The 17,513-nt window shown below is 61.0% G+C and carries 12 protein-coding genes; 3 read left to right on the forward strand and 9 right to left on the reverse strand.

All coding sequences use genetic code 11. The features are described 5' to 3' along the window. Positions 1-3: 3 nt before the first annotated feature. The 4 genes from OO306_RS08465 to rpsU all read right to left on the reverse strand — a co-directional run bounded on the left by OO306_RS08465 (position 4) and on the right by rpsU (position 8,304). Positions 4-3,747: a bifunctional diguanylate cyclase/phosphodiesterase gene (locus OO306_RS08465; RefSeq protein WP_265968353.1), complete on the reverse strand. Its 3,744-nt coding sequence runs from the start codon at positions 3,745-3,747 to the stop codon at positions 4-6. A gap of 131 nt (positions 3,748-3,878) precedes the next feature. Beyond that, positions 3,879-5,726, reverse strand: a complete 1,848-nt coding sequence (gene rpoD, locus OO306_RS08470; RefSeq protein ID WP_085274068.1) for an RNA polymerase sigma factor RpoD — start codon at positions 5,724-5,726, stop codon at positions 3,879-3,881. 67 nt (positions 5,727-5,793) lie between these two features. Further along, positions 5,794-7,776, reverse strand: coding sequence for a DNA primase (gene dnaG / locus OO306_RS08475; protein WP_085274069.1), 1,983 nt, complete (start codon positions 7,774-7,776; stop codon positions 5,794-5,796). A 312-nt stretch (positions 7,777-8,088) separates the two neighbouring features. Further along, entirely contained in the window at positions 8,089-8,304 is a 216-nt protein-coding gene (gene rpsU / locus OO306_RS08480) for a 30S ribosomal protein S21 (RefSeq protein WP_003255575.1), read from the reverse strand. 204 nt (positions 8,305-8,508) lie between these two features. On the opposite strand from rpsU, the gene tsaD reads away from it, so the two are divergent. After that, positions 8,509-9,534 carry a tRNA (adenosine(37)-N6)-threonylcarbamoyltransferase complex transferase subunit TsaD gene (gene tsaD / locus OO306_RS08485; protein WP_099452716.1) on the forward strand — a complete coding sequence of 342 codons (1,026 nt, stop codon included), beginning with the start codon at positions 8,509-8,511 and terminating at the stop codon, positions 9,532-9,534. 6 nt (positions 9,535-9,540) lie between these two features. Here tsaD and plsY read toward each other — a convergent pair whose 3' ends face one another. Then, entirely contained in the window at positions 9,541-10,110 is a 570-nt protein-coding gene (gene plsY, locus OO306_RS08490) for a glycerol-3-phosphate 1-O-acyltransferase PlsY (protein ID WP_027594376.1), read from the reverse strand. Positions 10,111-10,184: 74 nt separating this feature from the next. On the opposite strand from plsY, the gene folB reads away from it, so the two are divergent. Further along, entirely contained in the window at positions 10,185-10,541 is a 357-nt protein-coding gene (gene folB / locus OO306_RS08495; protein ID WP_033703061.1) for a dihydroneopterin aldolase, read from the forward strand. Then, positions 10,532-11,041 carry a 2-amino-4-hydroxy-6-hydroxymethyldihydropteridine diphosphokinase gene (gene folK, locus OO306_RS08500; protein WP_027594378.1) on the forward strand — a complete coding sequence of 170 codons (510 nt, stop codon included), beginning with the start codon at positions 10,532-10,534 and terminating at the stop codon, positions 11,039-11,041. The genes folB and folK overlap by 10 nt, the downstream gene beginning before the upstream one ends. A 138-nt stretch (positions 11,042-11,179) precedes the next feature. Here the strand turns inward: folK and OO306_RS08505 are convergent, their stop codons facing one another. The 4 genes from OO306_RS08505 to OO306_RS08520 all read right to left on the reverse strand — a co-directional run bounded on the left by OO306_RS08505 (position 11,180) and on the right by OO306_RS08520 (position 17,236). Then, positions 11,180-12,298 (reverse strand): multifunctional CCA addition/repair protein, encoded by a 1,119-nt coding sequence (locus OO306_RS08505; protein WP_265968355.1) that lies wholly within the window; start codon positions 12,296-12,298, stop codon positions 11,180-11,182. A 59-nt stretch (positions 12,299-12,357) separates the two neighbouring features. Continuing rightward, the gene (locus tag OO306_RS08510; RefSeq protein WP_027594380.1) at positions 12,358-13,926 is read right to left on the reverse strand and encodes a SpoVR family protein; all 1,569 of its coding nucleotides are present in this window, start codon (positions 13,924-13,926) and stop codon (positions 12,358-12,360) included. Next, positions 13,923-15,194 (reverse strand): YeaH/YhbH family protein, encoded by a 1,272-nt coding sequence (locus tag OO306_RS08515; protein ID WP_027594381.1) that lies wholly within the window; start codon positions 15,192-15,194, stop codon positions 13,923-13,925. The genes OO306_RS08510 and OO306_RS08515 overlap by 4 nt, the downstream gene beginning before the upstream one ends. Before the next feature lie 119 nt (positions 15,195-15,313). Next, positions 15,314-17,236: a PrkA family serine protein kinase gene (locus OO306_RS08520; RefSeq protein ID WP_027594382.1), complete on the reverse strand. Its 1,923-nt coding sequence runs from the start codon at positions 17,234-17,236 to the stop codon at positions 15,314-15,316. Between the last annotated feature and the right edge of the window lie 277 nt (positions 17,237-17,513).

The raw sequence follows: 17,513 nt of genomic DNA on the forward strand, positions 1-17,513 counted from the left end.
GGATTATAACGAGGGTTTTGAAAGGGTGCCATCCGAAAGATCGGATAGTGCTATACGAAGAAACGTCGCGGCGAACTCCTCCGGGGGTAGGGGCAGGCTGACGATGTAGCCTTGGATCTGTTCACAGCCCTCGGCTGCCAGGAAGCGCTGCTGGGCCTGGTTCTCCACACCTTCGGCAATGATCGTGAACTGCATGCTGCGGCCCAGTGCGATGATCGCCCTCGCGATGGCGGCGTCGTGGGGGTCGTCAGGTAGGCCGCGGATGAACGACTTGTCGATCTTAAGGATGTCCAACGGCAAGCGTTTAAGGTAGCTGAGGGACGAATAACCCGTGCCGAAGTCGTCGATGGCCAGCTGCACGCCCAGTTTTTTCAACTGGTGCAGCACGGCCAGGGCTTCTTCTGCCTGGCTCATGATGAAGTTTTCGGTGATCTCCAACTGCAGGTCGCCGGCCTTGAGCTGGTAGGTCTTTAACAACTGTTCGATGCGCCGTGCCAGGTGGGGGTGGCGCAGTTGGGCGCCGGCCAGGTTGATCGACAGTGGGCCAAAGTCTTCGTAGTGCATCTTCCAGATGTGCATCTGCTGGCACGCCTTTTCAAGCACCCAGTCACCGAGCTGCAAAATGGTGCCGTTCTCTTCCGCCAGGTGAATGAAGTGCTCTGGCGGCACTTCGCCAAAGGTCGGGTGGCTCCAGCGGATCAGCGCTTCGGCGCCGACCAGGCTCTGGGTCTTAAGGCTAAGCTTGGGCTGAAAGCACAGGCTCATTTCGTTGCGTTCGACGGCGCGGCGCAGCTCATGTTCGAGGGCGATGCGCTCGCTGGCCTGGGCGGTGAGGTCGCGGGTGTAGGCTTCTACGCGGTTGCGGCCTTTGGCTTTGGAGCGGTACATGGCGGCGTCGGCATTGCGGATCAGTGTGGAGACGTCGCTGCCGTCCTGTGGATAAAGGCTGATACCGATGCTGGCGCTGGTGAAAAACTCGTGCTCGCCGGCCTGGAAGGGCGCGCTGAAGCAAGCCAGCAGTTTGCCGGCGATGCTGTTGGCGTCGCTGGGCCTGTGCAGGCCGGGCAACAGGATGATGAACTCGTCACCGCCCAGGCGCGCCACGGTGTCGACGTCGCGCACCTGTTCTTTCAGGCGCTGGGCGATGCCTTTGAGCAACAGGTCGCCGACCGGGTGGCCGAGGCTGTCGTTGATGTGCTTGAAGCGGTCGAGGTCGAGGAACAACACCGCGCCCTGGCGGTTCGAGACTTGGGCACAGGTGAGTACGGCCTGCAGGCGATTCTCGAACAGGGCACGGTTGGGCAGGCCGGTGAGCGGGTCGTGGTGAGCCTGGTAATCCAGCTTGGCCTGGGCGTGCTTAAGGCTGGAAATGTCGGCGAACACGGCGACGAAGTGGGTAATCTCGTATTCGCTGTTGCGCACCGCGCTGATGGTCAGCCAACTGGGGTACAGCTCGCCATTCTTGCGTTTGTTGTAGATCTCGCCCTGCCAGTGGCCCTCGTCGGTCAGCTGATGCCACATGGCGGCATAGAAGGCGCTGTCGTGCTGGCCTGAGGCAAGCAGGCGCGGGGTTTGGCCGAGCGCCTCGATCTCGCCGTAGCCGGTAATTTCGCTGAAGGCGCGGTTGACCGCGCTGATGCGCTGGTCGATGTCGGTGATCAGAACGCCCTCGGCGGTGTTTTCGAACACGGTGGCGGCCAGCTGCAGTTTTTCCTGCATGAGGTGGCGCTCGGTGATGTCGCGGGCAATGGTCAGCATGCAGTCGACACCGCCAATCGGCAGGGGCCGGGCGGACAGTTCGCACAGGCGGATCTGCCCATCGCTGCGGCGGATGTGGCAGCTGAAGTCACGTACGAAGCCATCACGCTTGAGCTGGTCGACCAGCCGCTTGCGCTCGTTGAGGTCTACCCAGATGCCCAGGTCAAGGGAGGTCTGGTCGATGGTCGGGTTCAGGTCGTAGCCGGTGAGGCGGCAGAAGCCTTCGTTGACCTCAATCAGCAGCCCGTCGCTCTGGCGCGACAGCAGCAGACCGTCGGGCGATGCGTGGAATGCCTTGGCGAACTTCTCTTCCGAGGTTTGCAGTTGCTCCTGGGTTTCTTTGAGCTGGCTGATGTCGCGCACGGCCACGACTAGCGCCGGCGTGCCATCGAGCTCGAATGTTTCTGCCGAAGTCAGGCCTGTGAACAACTGGCCATTGCTGCGGCGGAAGCTCATTTCCAGGTTGCGGATGCCGCCTTGGTGCAGGCGTTCGAGCAGCCGCGGCCCGGTGCCGGCGACGGCCCACAGGTTCAGCTCGGTGGCGGTGCGGCCGATCACTTGACCTGTGGTGAGGCCGATCTGCTCTTCGAAGGCTTCGTTGACCTCCAGCAGGCAGCCGTCGCTATGGCGGGCGATCAGCAGGATATCCGGGCACTGTTGGAACACCGAGGCGAACTTCTGCTCCGACAGGCGCAGGGCGTCTTCGGTGCGTTTGGTCTCGCTGATGTCGATCATCAGCCCGCGCATCACCGGCCGGTGGCCATGCTCGATCATGCTGACGATGTTGCGAATCCATAGGGGCTGGCCATCGGCGCGGATGACCCGGTAGTCGAGGCTGTGATCGCGGCCGGCTGCGGTTTCACTGTCGCAATAAGCCTGGGCCCAGAGCGCGTCCTCCGGGTGCAGGATGCTGCGCCAGAAACCGGGCTTGAGCCAGTCATGCAACGGGTAGCCGAGCAGGTCCTCGGCATGGGGCGAGACATAGTTGTAGGTGAAATCGTTGGCGTCGGCTTCCCAGGCGATGGCCGACAGGCTCTCGACCAGGCCGCGGTAGTGATATTCGCTGCTGCGCAGCTCTTGTTCGAGGGCGATGCGGCGGGAAATTTCCGAGCTAAGTCTGCGGTTGATGCGGATCACCACGGCAAGAATCGCCACCAGCAACAGCACCGCAGGTAGGCCATACACCAGCATGTCGGACCAGAACAGTCGCTGGTCCACCACGTTACCGACCCAGCGCTGTTGAATACGGTTGATCTCAGCGCTGCTCATGTCGGCCATGACTTTATCGAGAATGCCCACCAGGACTTTGTTGTCCCGTGGTGCGGCCATGGCCAGTTGGTAGCGGTAGGGCGTTTCGCCACTGACATAGAGGCCGTCGAGCTTGAGCTGGCGAAGGCTCCAGATACTCGAGGCGAGGTCGCCGACCACGGCGTCGACTTCGTCTGTGGCCAGTGCCTGCAGGGCCGAGCTGACGTTGGGCATGGCCACCAGGTTGAGGTCGGGGTGGTGGGTGCGCAGCAGTTCGTGCGGGGCGTAGTTCTGGACCACGGCGATCTTCAGGCCGTACAGGTCCTTCAATGAGCGGGGTTGCGCCCCGCCTTTGTGGGCCAGGATGACAATCGGGAAGTCGAGGTAGGGGCGCGTAAAGGCCAGGTAACCCTGGCGCTCGGGAGTCGACATGATGCCGGGTAGCAGGTCGAGCTGGTTATTGCGCGCCTGCGCCAATACCTCGGTCCAGCTCTTGGGCTCGACCGGTTTTAGCGTCACGCCCAGGCGTTCCTGGATCGTGTCGATGTAGTCGGCGGCCAATCCCTGGTACCGGCCCTCCTGGTCGCGAAACTCGAACGGTGGCCAAGAGGCGTCTACGCCCAGGCTTAACTGCGGGTGGGCAGCCAGCCAGGCTTTTTCCTCGTCTGTCAGGGTCAGGGCGCCGGCCGTTGTGGTCCACAGGATAAGGAGCAGCAACAGAGTGGCCGGCATTAGGGGCATAGCGGCCTCGCTATCAGAGTGTCTGACGTCGAGTGTAGACGGGCATTCAGGGGGATGTGGGGCAGAAATCAGGCATTGTGTCGCCGCTTTGCCCACAAAAGAAAAACCCCGGCCTGGGCCGGGGTTTGTCATCACTCGTCGAGGAAGGAACGCAGATGCTCGCTGCGCGTCGGGTGGCGCAATTTGCGCAACGCCTTCGCTTCGATCTGACGGATCCGTTCACGGGTCACGTCAAACTGCTTACCTACCTCTTCGAGGGTGTGGTCGGTGTTCATGTCGATGCCGAAGCGCATACGCAGCACTTTGGCTTCGCGGGCGGTCAGGCCCGAGAGCACGTCACGGGTGGCTTCCTTGAGGCTTTCGACCGTGGCTACATCGATCGGGGACTGCATGGTCGAGTCCTCGATGAAGTCGCCCAGGTGCGAATCTTCGTCGTCACCAATCGGGGTTTCCATGGAGATCGGCTCTTTGGCGATCTTCAGTACCTTGCGGATCTTGTCCTCAGGCATTTCCATGCGCTCGCCCAGCTCTTCCGGGGTCGGTTCACGGCCCATTTCCTGCAGCATCTGGCGGGAAATACGGTTGAGCTTGTTGATCGTCTCGATCATGTGCACCGGAATACGGATGGTGCGGGCCTGGTCGGCGATCGAACGGGTGATCGCCTGGCGAATCCACCAGGTGGCATAGGTCGAGAACTTATAGCCGCGACGGTATTCGAACTTGTCCACCGCTTTCATCAAGCCGATGTTGCCTTCCTGGATCAGGTCGAGGAACTGCAGGCCACGGTTGGTGTACTTCTTGGCGATGGAGATCACCAGACGCAGGTTCGCCTCGACCATTTCTTTCTTGGCGCGGCGGGCCTTGGCTTCACCGATCGACATGCGACGGTTGATTTCCTTGATCTCCGCGACGGTCAGGCCAGTCTCGGTCTCAAGGTCGATCAGCTTCTGTTGGCAGGCGACGATGGCAGCGTCTTTTTCACCCAGGGCAGCAGCCCACTTGGTGTTACGCTTGGCCAGGTCACCGCTCCAGGTCTGGTCGGTTTCGTTGCTTGGGAACATGCGCAGGAAGTCGGCACGCGGCATGCGAGCGTCACGGACGCACAGTTGCATGATGGCGCGTTCTTGCTGACGCAGGCGGCTCAGTGCATCACGCACGCGCTCTACCAGTACCTCGAACTGCTTGGGTACCAGCTTGATCGGCATGAACAGATCGGCCAGCGCCTGCATGGCGCCGATGCTCTCGGCATGGCTACGGCCATGCTTTTTCAGCACCTTGAGGGTGACGGCAAGCTGATCGGAAACCGCACCGAAACGCTGAGCGGCAACGACTGGGTCCGGGCCACTTTCGGCCTCTTCCTCATCGTCGCTCTCTTCGCTTTCTTCTTCGTCGTCCGTTTCTTCCTTGGCAGCCGCAACCTTGGCACCTGGAACAGGCACTTCTTCGGTCGGGGCAGCGATGTTGTCATCAGGGTCGATATAACCGCTGAGCACATCGGACAAACGGCCACCTTCGGTGGTGACGCGGTCGTATTCGCTGAGAATGTAGTCGACAGTACCCGGGAAGTGAGCGATGGCGCCCATGACTTCACGGATGCCTTCCTCGATACGCTTGGCGATTTCGATCTCGCCTTCGCGGGTCAGCAGCTCGACAGTACCCATTTCACGCATGTACATGCGCACTGGGTCGGTCGTGCGGCCGATATCGGTTTCAACTGCCGCCAACGCAGCAGCGGCTTCTTCGGCCGCGGCTTCGTCGGTGTCGGCTTCCGCCAACAGAAGGGCATCCGCATCCGGAGCACTCTCGAATACGTTGATCCCCATGTCGTTGATCATGCGGATGATGTCTTCCACCTGTTCAGGATCTGAAATATCCTCAGGCAGGTGGTCGTTGACCTCCGCGTAAGTCAGGTAGCCCTGCTCACGACCGCGGGTGATCAACTCTTTGATACGAGACTGCTGTTGCGCTTTTCCGGACATAACACCCTATCCACTGAAGGTCTTGGCGGGCAAAAAACAAGCCGAGGATTATACCCGAGCATGGGCCTCACGCGCCAGATGAGGTCGGCGTTTGTGCGGGAACATTCCTGCTAAGCAGGGCGAGAAGCTGCGATTTTTCCTCACTGCTCAACTCGCTTTGACGTGCTTTCCTGAGCAGATGTTCCAGGCTGCGCTCGCGTTGGCGGGCGGACAAGCTAGTTATAGTGTCGAAAAACTGTTGTTCAAGGTTGTCGGCTACGATCAGCCATTCCTTCTCGGCCAGCGCCCGCAGCAAACGGCCCTGTTCGGTGCCGTGCCAACGTGCGATCAACTGCATTGAGCTTAGCCCAGGATTCTTCTGAGCGGCTTCGATCAATGCCACCAGCAACTGGCTGTACAGGTGCTCTTCGTCGGCGAAGTGGCTGGCATCTTCCACCTTGCCGGCCAGTAATGGGTGGTGCAGCAACGTGCGCAAGGCCGCCAGGGTCGGGGGCTCCACGGGGGCCGGGGTGCGCGGTGGGGCCTCGTCGCGTTGCTGCCAGGGCTTGCCGCCTTTGCGGTTTTTGTCCCAGGGCTTGTCGCTCCACGGCTTCTTGCCGCCCGCCTTGTTCGGCTTCCATTGTTGCTCTTGCTGCGCCGGCGCGTAGTCGTGCTGCGGCATGTCGCCGTAGTCTGGCGTGTAACTGGCCATGGCATCGTAGTCATAGCCCGGATCATAGTCCGGAACGCTACTACTGGCTGCCGGCTGCTGGGCCAGTTGCTCGACTTGCTGAGGGTCGAGGCCGGTGATTTCCTTCAGGCGGTTACGCATCAGCTGACGCAAGTTGGCGCCAGGGATTTTTTCGATCAACGGTGCAGCCAGGGTCGCCAAATGCGCCTTGCCTTCCAGCGAGCGCGGGTCAGCTTCGGCACTCAGTTGCTCGAAAAAGTAATCCGCCAGGGGTTGGGCATGCTGGTTGATGCGTGCCATGAAGGCGTCGGTGCCTTCGGCGCGCACCAGGCTGTCCGGGTCTTCGCCTTCGGGCAGGAACAGAAAGCGTGCGCGGCGGCCATCCTGCAGGGCCGACAGGGCGGACTCCAGCGCGCGCCAGGCCGCCTTGCGCCCGGCCTGGTCGCCGTCGAAACAGAACAGCACGCTGGGCACCACGCGGAACAGGCGCTTGAGGTGCTCTTCGCTGGTGGCGGTGCCGAGGGTGGCGACAGCGTTGCGCAGGCCCTGCTGGGCCAGTGCGATGACGTCCATGTAGCCTTCGACGACGATGATTTCGTCGAGGTTGCGGTTGTGCTTGCGCGCCTCGTAAAGCCCGTAGAGTTCCTGGCCTTTATGAAAAACCGGGGTTTCCGGGGAGTTGAGGTACTTGGGTTTGTCGTCACCCAGTACGCGGCCGCCGAAGGCGATCACACGGCCACGGCTGTCGCGGATCGGGAACATCACGCGGTCGCGGAAGCGGTCATAGCGCTTGCCGGTTTCGGCGTTCTCGATCAGCAGGCCGGCATCGATCATGACCTTTTGCTGCAGGGTGTCGGCACCCAGGTGCTTGAGCAGGTTGTCCCAGCCGGGTGGCGCGAAGCCCAGGCCGAAGTCGCGGGCAATCTCCCCAGACAGGCCGCGGCCTTTGAGGTAGTCCACCGCCGCTTTGCGGGTGGGGTGGTTGCGCAGGGCCTGGCGGTAGAATTCGGTGGCGGCATCCAGTAGCGGATACAGCGGTGAATCGGTTGGCTGGCGCGGCTTTTGTGCGCGACGGCCTTCCTCGCGGGGTACTTCCATGCCAGCGGCGCGGGCCAGTTCCTCGACCGCCTGGGGGAAGTCCAGGTTGTCGTGGTCCATGACAAAGCCGAGGGCGTTGCCACCGGCGCCGCAACCGAAGCAGTAATAGAACTGCTTGTCGGGGCTGACCGTGAAGGACGGGGTCTTTTCCTTGTGGAACGGGCAGCAGGCCGAGTAGTTTTTGCCGGTTTTTTTCAGCTGGACGCGCGAACTCACCACGTCGACAATGTCGAGGCGGTTGATAAGGTCGTCAATGAAACTCTGGGGAATCAGCCCGGCCATGGCAGTCTCGTCATCTGGCAACTGGCAAGTCTAATCGCTCACGCGCCGGTTGGGGCGAATGCTGCAAGGGGAAGTGCGAGGGAAGTATGTGCTCGTCGCCAGCCAATGAAGGCTCGTCAGACAGGACGTGCACGATCTGGTCAATGACCAGCTCTGACGTTTCAGGCAGGTTGCCCCCATGCAGTTCGCATGAAGCGAGTGCATAAAAGGCCTTGAGCTAGCTGCCCAAGTTTGAAGCAGTTGTGAAGCAACCGCTGCCATCGGCCCGGCGGTGAGCCGGGCAGGGCAGAAGCTTTGCGTAGAACGTCTGTATTAGTACAGACGAACGGCGCGGCGCTGTTCGCGCTGAACTTTCTTGGCGTGGCGCTTAACAGCAGCAGCTGCTTTACGCTTACGCTCGGCGGTCGGCTTCTCGTAAAACTCGCGGCTACGAACTTCAGCCAGTACACCGGCTTTTTCGCAGGAGCGCTTGAAACGACGCAGAGCTACGTCGAAGGGTTCGTTCTCTTTAACTTTGACGGCTGGCATCCAGGGCTACCTTAATTCATTACCGGGGTAGACGTGCTCCTGGCAAAACAAAGGTGTGCTGGAGAACGTCGGTTTTCAAGGGTTGCGGATGTTAACCCTTAGCTGGCCGGAATGCAAAGCCTCTGATCGAAAACCGCTGGTCGGCACCCGACACGGCGACTATCATGCGCGGCTTCGAATTCAGCCCCCACAAGGGACGAGCCCATGCTAGTACTGGGATTGGAAACATCCTGCGACGAAACTGGCGTCGCATTATATGACAGCGAACGCGGTTTGTTGGCCGACGCGCTGTTCAGCCAGATCGACCTGCACCGCGTGTTCGGCGGTGTGGTACCGGAGCTTGCCTCGCGCGATCACGTCAAGCGCATGCTGCCGTTGATTCGCCAGGTATTGGACGAGGCTGGCTGCGTGGCCACCGAGATCGATGCCATCGCCTACACCGCGGGTCCTGGGCTGGTCGGCGCACTGCTGGTCGGCGCGTCCTGCGCCCAGGCCCTGGCGTTTGCCTGGGACATCCCGGCCATTGGCGTGCACCACATGGAAGGCCATCTTCTGGCGCCCATGCTGGAAGAAAACCCGCCCGAGTTTCCGTTCGTCGCTTTGTTGGTGTCGGGTGGCCATACCCAGTTGGTCAGGGTCGATGGCATCGGCCAGTACGAGCTGTTGGGCGAAAGCCTGGACGACGCAGCCGGTGAGGCGTTCGACAAGACCGCCAAGCTGATCGGCCTGAACTACCCCGGCGGCCCGGAAATCGCCCGGCTGGCCGAGCAGGGCGTGCCAGGGCGTTTTGTTTTCCCACGGCCGATGACCGATCGCCCGGGGCTGGAATTCAGCTTCAGTGGCCTCAAGACCTTCGCCCTGAATACCTGGCAGCAGTGCCGTGATGCTGGCGACGACGGTGAGCAAACCCGTTGCGACGTGTCGCTGGCATTCCAGCAGGCGGTGGTGGAGACTTTGACCATCAAGTGCAAGCGGGCCCTGAAGCAGACGGGCCTGAAGCGGCTGGTGATCGCCGGTGGTGTCAGCGCCAACAAGGCCTTGCGTGCCTCGCTCGAGGAAATGCTGGCTGGCATGAAGGGCAACGTGTACTACGCCCGCCCGCAGTTCTGCACCGACAACGGCGCGATGATCGCCTATGCCGGCTGCCAGCGCCTGTTGGCCGGGCAGCAGCAGGACCTGGCGATCAGCGTGCAGGCGCGCTGGCCGATGGAGCAGTTGCCGCCGGTCTGAAAGTTGTCAGAAGTGGCGTTCACGCCCGGCGAACAGGTCGCGTAGGTTGTTGCGGTGGCCCCAGACGATCATCAGCGTGAGCACGCTGATCGGCAGCAATGCCTCGGGTTCGCGCCAGGCGAGCAGGGGCAAGGTCAGCGGCGTGGCAATAAGCGCCGCCAGTGAGCTGGTACGTGTGAGGTAGAAGGTCAGCAACCAGGCCGCGATGGCCAGCAATGCCGCCGGGAAGTACAGGCCCATGAGCATGCCGGCCGCGGTTGCCACGCCCTTGCCGCCCTGGAAGCGAAAGTACAGCGGGAACAGGTGGCCCAGCACCGCGCACACGCCAACCCAGGCCTGCTCCTGCAGGTCGAGGCCGGCAGCGCGGGCAAGCAATACGGGCAACAAGCCCTTGCACAGGTCGCCAAGCAGGGTCAGGATCGCCAGCTTGCGGCCTGCCAGGCGAAGCATGTTGGTGGCCCCGGCATTGCCTGAACCGCTGGCACGGGGGTCCGGGCTGCCGAAAAGGCGGCTCAGGACAATGGCGAAGGACAGCGAGCCGAGCAGGTAGGCGAGCAGCGCCAATAACCAAAACATGCTAACTATTCCGGGCGAGGACGCCCTGATTCTAACGGCGCCAGTCGCCCTTGTCGTGCTGTGGAGAGAAGTGCTTGGACAGAGTGTTCATCGAAGGCCTGGAAGTCGATACCGTCATCGGTGCCTATGACTGGGAGCGGGATATTCGCCAGTGCTTGCGCCTGGACCTGAGTTTTGCCTGGGACAACCGCCCGGCAGCGGCCGGCGACGATCTCAGCCTGGCGCTGGACTACGCCAGTGTTTCGGCGCGTATCCAGGCATTTTCCGAGCAGGCACGCTTCGAGTTGGTAGAAACCTTCGCCGAGCGCCTGGTCGCGGTGCTGATGGAAGAATTCCAGATTCCGTGGGTGCGGTTGAAGCTGACCAAGCCAGGCGCGGTTCCGGCTGCCCGTGGCGGTGTTGGCGTGGAGATTGAGCGCGGATGTCTCTGAACACGGTTTACCTGGGCTTGGGCAGTAACATCGACCGGCATGCGCACTTGTGTGCCGGGCTCGATGCCTTGGCGGGCATTCTTACCGACATGCGCTGTTCGCCAGCGTTCGAAAGCCAGGCGGTCGGGATCAAGAGTGGGCCGTTCATCAACTTCGTGGTGACCGGTAAGACCGATTTGCCGTTGATGGAGCTGGACCGCCGCCTCAAGTTCATCGAAGCCGACAACGGCCGTTACGCGCCAGAGCGTAAAGGGCTGCCGCTGGATATCGATGTGCTGCTGTATGACGACCTGCATGGCACGTTCGATGGGTTGGTGCTGCCGCGGGCCGAGATTTTGAAAAACGCGTTTGTGCTGTGGCCATTGTCGCTGCTGGCGCCAGAGCTGGTGCACCCGGGGGTGGGAAAGCCGATGGCGCAGGTGTGGCAGGAGGCGCGGATCGATCAGGTGTTGGCGCCGGTTGCCTTTGAGTGGCGCGGGTTGCAACTGACACCTGCCTGATCCGAACTCTTTTGTTGCCTGAGCGGGCCTCTTCGCGGGTAAACCCGCTCCCACAGGGACCGCACAGGTCTAGAGACCAGTGATATTCCTGTGGGAGCGGGTTTACCCGCGAAAGGGCCGGCTCAGGCAATCGATAAATCAGCCTTCTGCACCACTTTTGTAAGCAACAAGCGCCTTCAGCCGCTCACCTTTCAGCGCCTCCCCAAGCGCCTGCCCGGTCAGCCCAGCCTGCACCAGCGGCTTCACATCCACAGCCCTCGCCGCCACCGCTGCGCCTCGCAGGTAATCAGCCTGTGGATAAGCCAGCTCGCCCTGACGCGCACGCGCATCCATCTCGCAGGCGCTGAGGAAGTCGTCAAAACGCTGTGGCCGGCGGTACACATCGAACTTCTGCAGCAGCCCCAGCAATGCCTCAGGATCCAGCGCAAATGCCTGATTGCAGTGTGTCAGGCAATCACCCACCAGCATGGCCAGCTCCTGGCACTCGCGCGGTGCCTTGAAGCGCTGGCTGACCGCCTTGATTACAGCCGGCTGCAACTCGCGCAGCAGGCAAGCCCAGCGCACGTGCAGCGGTTGACCGTGCAGCGCAGCCTGCTCCAGGCCTGCCAGGGCGTGGGGGCTGTCGATGAGCTCAGGCAGCAACTCCTGCAAGGCGTCGCACGCGTGCAAGACCTCGAAGAACACCTGGGGTTGCGGCTCCATCAGCGCGCGCTCGATCTCTTTCCAGCTGCGCTCAGCGGTGAGCGCTTGCAGCTCGCCGGAGGCGCTGATCTGGCGCATCAGCGCCAGCGTCTCGTCAGCGACCTTGAAGCCGAGGGGGGCGTAGCGTGCGGCAAAGCGGGCAACCCGCAGCACCCGCAGCGGGTCTTCGGCGAATGCCGGGGAAACGTGGCGTAACAGGCGCCTGTCGAGATCTTCTTTGCCGTGGTAGGGGTCGTACAGCGTGCCCGCATCATCCTCCGCCATCGCATTGATGGTCAGGTCGCGGCGGATCAGGTCTTCTTCGAGGGTGACGTCGGGGCTTGCATGGAAGGTAAACCCCCCATACCCCCGCCCGCTCTTGCGCTCGGTGCGCGCCAGGGCATATTCCTCACCGCTTTTGGGGTGGATGAAAACCGGAAAATCAGCCCCCACCGGGCGATAGCCCAGGGCTTGCATCTGTTCGACGGTCGCGCCAACCACCAGCCAGTCGATATCGCTGACGGGGCGCCCGAGCAAGCGGTCGCGCACGGCGCCGCCGACTTTGTAGATGTGCATGTACAGCCTCCATAACTGCCCACAGGATAACCTGTTGGCAGTCATGCAGGGGCGCGGTGCTAGAGGTGGTGGATGACGGCCAGGTCCATGCGGCCGTAGTCGGCGCTTTCGCTGTGCTCGCCGCGGGGTGGCATGTGGTGGGTCTTCATGACCTGGTCGCCCTGAACGGTCTCCAGGTGGATGTCGAAGCCCCACAGGCGATGCAGGTGCTTGAGCACTTCCTCGGTCGAGTCGCCCAGGGGTTTGCGGTTGTGCTGTTGGTGGCGCAGGGTCAGTGAGCGGTCGCCGCGCCGGTCGATGCTCCAGATCTGCACGTTCGGTTCGCGGTTGCCCAGGTTGTATTGCGCCGCCAGCTGCTCGCGGATGACCCGATAACCGGTCTCATCATGGATGGCGGGCACCAGCAGGTCATCGCGCTGGTCGTCGTCCAGAATGCTGAACAGCTTGAGGTCGCGGATCACCTTGGGCGACAGGTACTGCAGGATGAAGCTCTCGTCCTTGAAGCTGCTCATCGCGAACTTGATGGTCGATAGCCAGTCACTGCCGGCAATGTCGGGGAACCAGTGTCGGTCCTCCTCGGTAGGGTTTTCGCAGATCCGGCGGATGTCGGTGTACATCGCGAAGCCCAGCGCATAGGGGTTGATGCCGTTGTAGTAAGGGCTGTCAAAGCCTGGCTGGAACACCACGCTGGTGTGCGATTGCAGGAACTCCATGATGAAACCGTCGGTGACCAGGCCTTCGTCGTACAGGTCGTTCATCAGGGTGTAGTGCCAGAAGGTAGCCCACCCTTCGTTCATGACCTGGGTCTGGCGCTGCGGGTAGAAATACTGGGCGATCTTGCGCACGATGCGCACCACTTCACGTTGCCAGGGCTCGAGCAGCGGGGCGTGTTTTTCGATGAAATAGAGGATGTTTTCCTGAGGTTCGGCGGGGAAACGCGCATCATCGCGGTCGCCGCCTTTTTCTGCGCCCTTGGGAATGGTGCGCCACAGGTCGTTGATCTGCCGCTGCAGGTGCTCTTCGCGCTCTTTTTGCCGGCGCCGTTCCTCTTCGGCGGAAATGGGGTAGGGACGCTTGTAACGGTCGACGCCGTAGTTCATCAGGGCGTGGCAGGAGTCGATGAGGTCTTCGACCGCATCGATGCCGTGGCGCTCTTCACATTGGGCGATGTACTGCTTGGCGAACACCAGGTAGTCGATGATCGAACTGGCATCGGTCCAGGTGCGGAACAGGTAATTGCCTTTGAAGAAGCTGTTATGGCCGTAGCAGGCGTGAGCAATCACCAGCGCCTGCATGCACATGGTGTTTTCTTCCATCAGGTAGGCGATGCACGGATCGGAGTTGATCACGATCTCGTAGGCCAAGCCCATCTGGCCCCGACTGTAGGATTTTTCAGTGCTGAGGAACTGTTTGCCATAGGACCAGTGGTGGTAACCCAGCGGCATGCCGACCGAGGCGTAGGCATCCATCATCTGCTCGGCGGTGATCACTTCGATCTGATTGGGGTAGGTGTCCAGGGCGTAACGCTCGGCCAGACGACTGATTTCCCGGTCGTAAGTCTGGATCAGGTCGAACGTCCACTCGGACCCGGTGGAAATGGGTTGGCGTTTCTGAGCTCTGGCGGTCATGTGGCTAACCTGCGCTGGAAGAGTTCACGGAAGACCGGGTAGATGTCGCCGGCCGATACCAACTGCTGCTGGGCGAACGTGTCGGGGAAGCCCTCGCCGATTCGCTCGTACTCGTACCACAGCGCCTGATGCTCACGGGGGGTGATCTCAACGTAAGTGTAGTACTGCACGTGCGGCATGATCTGCTTGGAGAGGATCTCGCGGCAGATCGGCGAGTCGTCGTTCCAGTTGTCACCGTCAGAGGCTTGCGCGGCGTAAATGTTCCAATCGCTGGCCGGGTAGCGCTCGGCCATGATTTCCTGCATCAGCTTGAGTGCGCTGGAGACGATGGTGCCGCCGGTTTCCCGCGAGTAGAAGAACTCCTCTTCGTCCACTTCACGCGCACTGGTGTGGTGGCGGATGAAGACCACTTCGATACGGTCGTAATTGCGCTTGAGGAACAGGTACAACAGGATGAAAAAGCGCTTGGCGATGTCTTTGGTGGCCTGGGTCATGGAGCCGGACACGTCCATCAGGCAGAACATCACCGCTTTCGAACTGGGGTTGGGCTGCTTGACCAGCAGGTTGTACTTCAAGTCGAAGGTATCGAGGAAGGGCAGGCGGTTGATGCGCGCCTTGAGGCGTTCGATCTCTTGCTCGACTTCCTGGATATCCGTGAAATTGTCGGGTTCCTCGACCTTCAGGCGGTCGAGTTCTTTCTGCGCTTCACGCAACAGGGCGCGGCTGCTGCCGGTCAGGGCGATACGCCGGGCATGGGCCGAACGCAGGGTGCGCACGATGTTGATGCGCGAGGGGTTGCCTTCGTTGGCGATACCGGCGCGTACGGTCTTGAAGGTGTCGGCACCGGTCAGGTGACGTTTGACCAGGTTGGGCAGTTCGAGGTCTTCGAACATGAACTCGAGAAACTCTTCCTGAGTGATCTGGAAGACGAATTCGTCCATGCCCTCGCCGGAGTTGCCGGCTTTGCCGCGGCCACCGCCACCACCGCCCCCCTGAGGCCTGGGGATGTGTTCGCCGGCAGTGAATTCCTTGTTGCCAGGGTGCACGATGGTCTGCTTGCCGCCACGACCGTGGTGCAACACCGGTTCATCGATGTCCCGTCCCGGAATGCTGATTTGCTCGCCATGCTCCATGTCCATGATGGAGCGGCGGCTCACGGCCTCTTCGACGGCCTTCTTGATGTGGTCACGGTAGCGCCGCAGAAAACGCTGGCGGTTGACCGTGCTCTTGTTCTTGCCGTTCAGGCGTCGGTCGATTACGTAGCTCATGGTCCCTCCGGTAGCTGGGAACAGCTGCACGCTTCAAGCTACGAGCTGCACGTAAAAGCAGCTGCCGCCGCCCGAGGCTGGCACTGCAGCCTTGGGCGTGCGGTGTGTAGCTTGCCGCTTTATTGCGATTTCCTGACCCGCAGGTACCATTCCGACAGCAGACGAACCTGCTTGTCGGTGTAGCCACGCTCCACCATCCGGGTGACGAAGTCGTTGTGTTTCTTCTGGTCTTCCTTGCTGGCCTTGGCATTGAAGCTGATGACCGGCAGCAAGTCTTCGGTGTTGGAGAACATTTTCTTCTCGATCACCACCCGCAGCTTTTCATAGCTGAGCCAGCTCGGGTTCTTGCCGTTGTTGTTGGCGCGTGCGCGCAGTACGAAGTTGACGATCTCGTTGCGGAAGTCTTTCGGGTTGCTGATACCGGCCGGCTTCTCGATCTTTTCCAGCTCTTCGTTGAGGGCAATGCGGTTGAGGATCTCGCCGGTTTCCGGGTCGCGGTATTCCTGGTCCTGGATCCAGAAGTCGGCGTACAGCACATAGCGGTCGAAGATGTTCTGGCCGTATTCGCTGTAGGACTCCAGGTAAGCGGTCTGGATTTCTTTGCCGATGAACTCGATGTAGCGCGGCGCCAGGTATTCCTTCAGGTAGCGCAGGTAGCGTTCGCGCACTTCGGCCGGGAACTGTTCCTGTTCGATTTGCTGTTCGAGCACGTACAACAGGTGAACCGGGTTGGCTGCGATTTCGTGTGGGTCGAAGTTGAAGACTTTGGAGAGGATCTTGAACGCGAAGCGGGTCGACAGGCCGTTCATGCCTTCGTCGACACCTGCCGAGTCGCGGTATTCCTGGATCGACTTGGCCTTCGGATCGGTGTCCTTGAGGTTTTCGCCATCGTAGACGCGCATCTTCGAATAGATGTTGGAGTTCTCTGGCTCTTTGAGGCGTGAGAGCACGGTGAACTGGGCCAGCATCTTGAGGGTGTCGGGCGCACAGTGGGCCTTGGCCAGCGAGCTGTTGACCAGCAGTTTGTCGTAAATCTTGATCTCGTCACTGACACGCAGGCAGTAGGGCACCTTGACGATGTAGATCCGGTCGATGAAGGCTTCGTTGTTCTTGTTGTTACGGAACGTGTGCCACTCCGATTCGTTGGAGTGGGCCAGCAGGATACCGGTGTAGGGAATCGCCCCCAGCCCTTCGGTACTGTTGTAGTTACCTTCCTGGGTCGCCGTAAGCAGTGGGTGCAGGACCTTGATCGGCGCCTTGAACATCTCGACGAATTCCATCAGGCCCTGGTTGGCCCGGCACAGCGCACCCGAATAGCTGTAGGCGTCGGCGTCGTTCTGTGGGTATTCCTCGAGCTTGCGGATGTCCACCTTGCCGACGAGGGCCGAGATGTCCTGGTTGTTCTCATCGCCAGGTTCGGTCTTGGCAATAGCGATCTGGTTGAGGATCGACGGATAGAGTTTGACCACTTTGAACTTGGAGATGTCGCCGCCGAACTCCTGCAGGCGCTTGGTGGCCCAGGGCGACATGATGGTGTTCAGGTAGCGCCGTGGGATCCCAAACTCTTCCTCGAGAATGGCCCCATCTTCGGTGGCGTTGAACAAGCCCAGTGGCGATTCGAATACAGGTGAGCCCTTGATGGCGTAGAAGGGCACCTTTTCCATCAGTTGCTTGAGCTTTTCGGCCAGCGACGACTTGCCGCCACCTACCGGGCCCAGCAGGTAAAGGATCTGTTTCTTCTCTTCCAGGCCCTGCGCCGCATGGCGGAAGTACGACACGATCTGGTCGATGCATTCTTCCATGCCATGGAAGTCTTCAAAGGCCGGATAGCGCCTGATCACCTTGTTGGAGAAGATCCGCGATAGCCTGGAATTGTTAGAGGTGTCGACAAGCTCCGGTTCGCCGATGGCCAGCAACAGCCGTTCTGCCGCCGATGCGTAGGCGCTGCGATCCTGCTTGCACAGCTCGAGGTACTCCTGCAGCGAAAGTTCTTCCTGGCGGGTGGACTCGAAACGTTGTTGGAAGTGGCTAAAAATGCTCATGACGTCACCTCGCTCGATACGTGGAGACGACGCCGGATCAGTCAGCTGATGCTGGCATGCAACCGGGTTCGCCGATTGCTGTATACCCCCCAGAACACCCTTGAAACGCTACCGATGACCCGCACGCCGGTGTACCGGCTCTCCCCTTTTTTGGATGGCCTGGGCTTAAGGATAGTTGGTAATACGCAAGGTCAAGGGCGTGAGGCCGAGAAGTTGCTCGCGACCGTTCGTCAGGTGAGCCGCGAGCCCGCATGGGGCGCGGGCTGCAGTAAAAATG

The organism is Pseudomonas sp. DCB_AW (assembly GCF_026240895.1).
In the GTDB taxonomy this organism is placed as follows: Bacteria; Pseudomonadota; Gammaproteobacteria; order Pseudomonadales; family Pseudomonadaceae; genus Aquipseudomonas; species Aquipseudomonas kermanshahensis.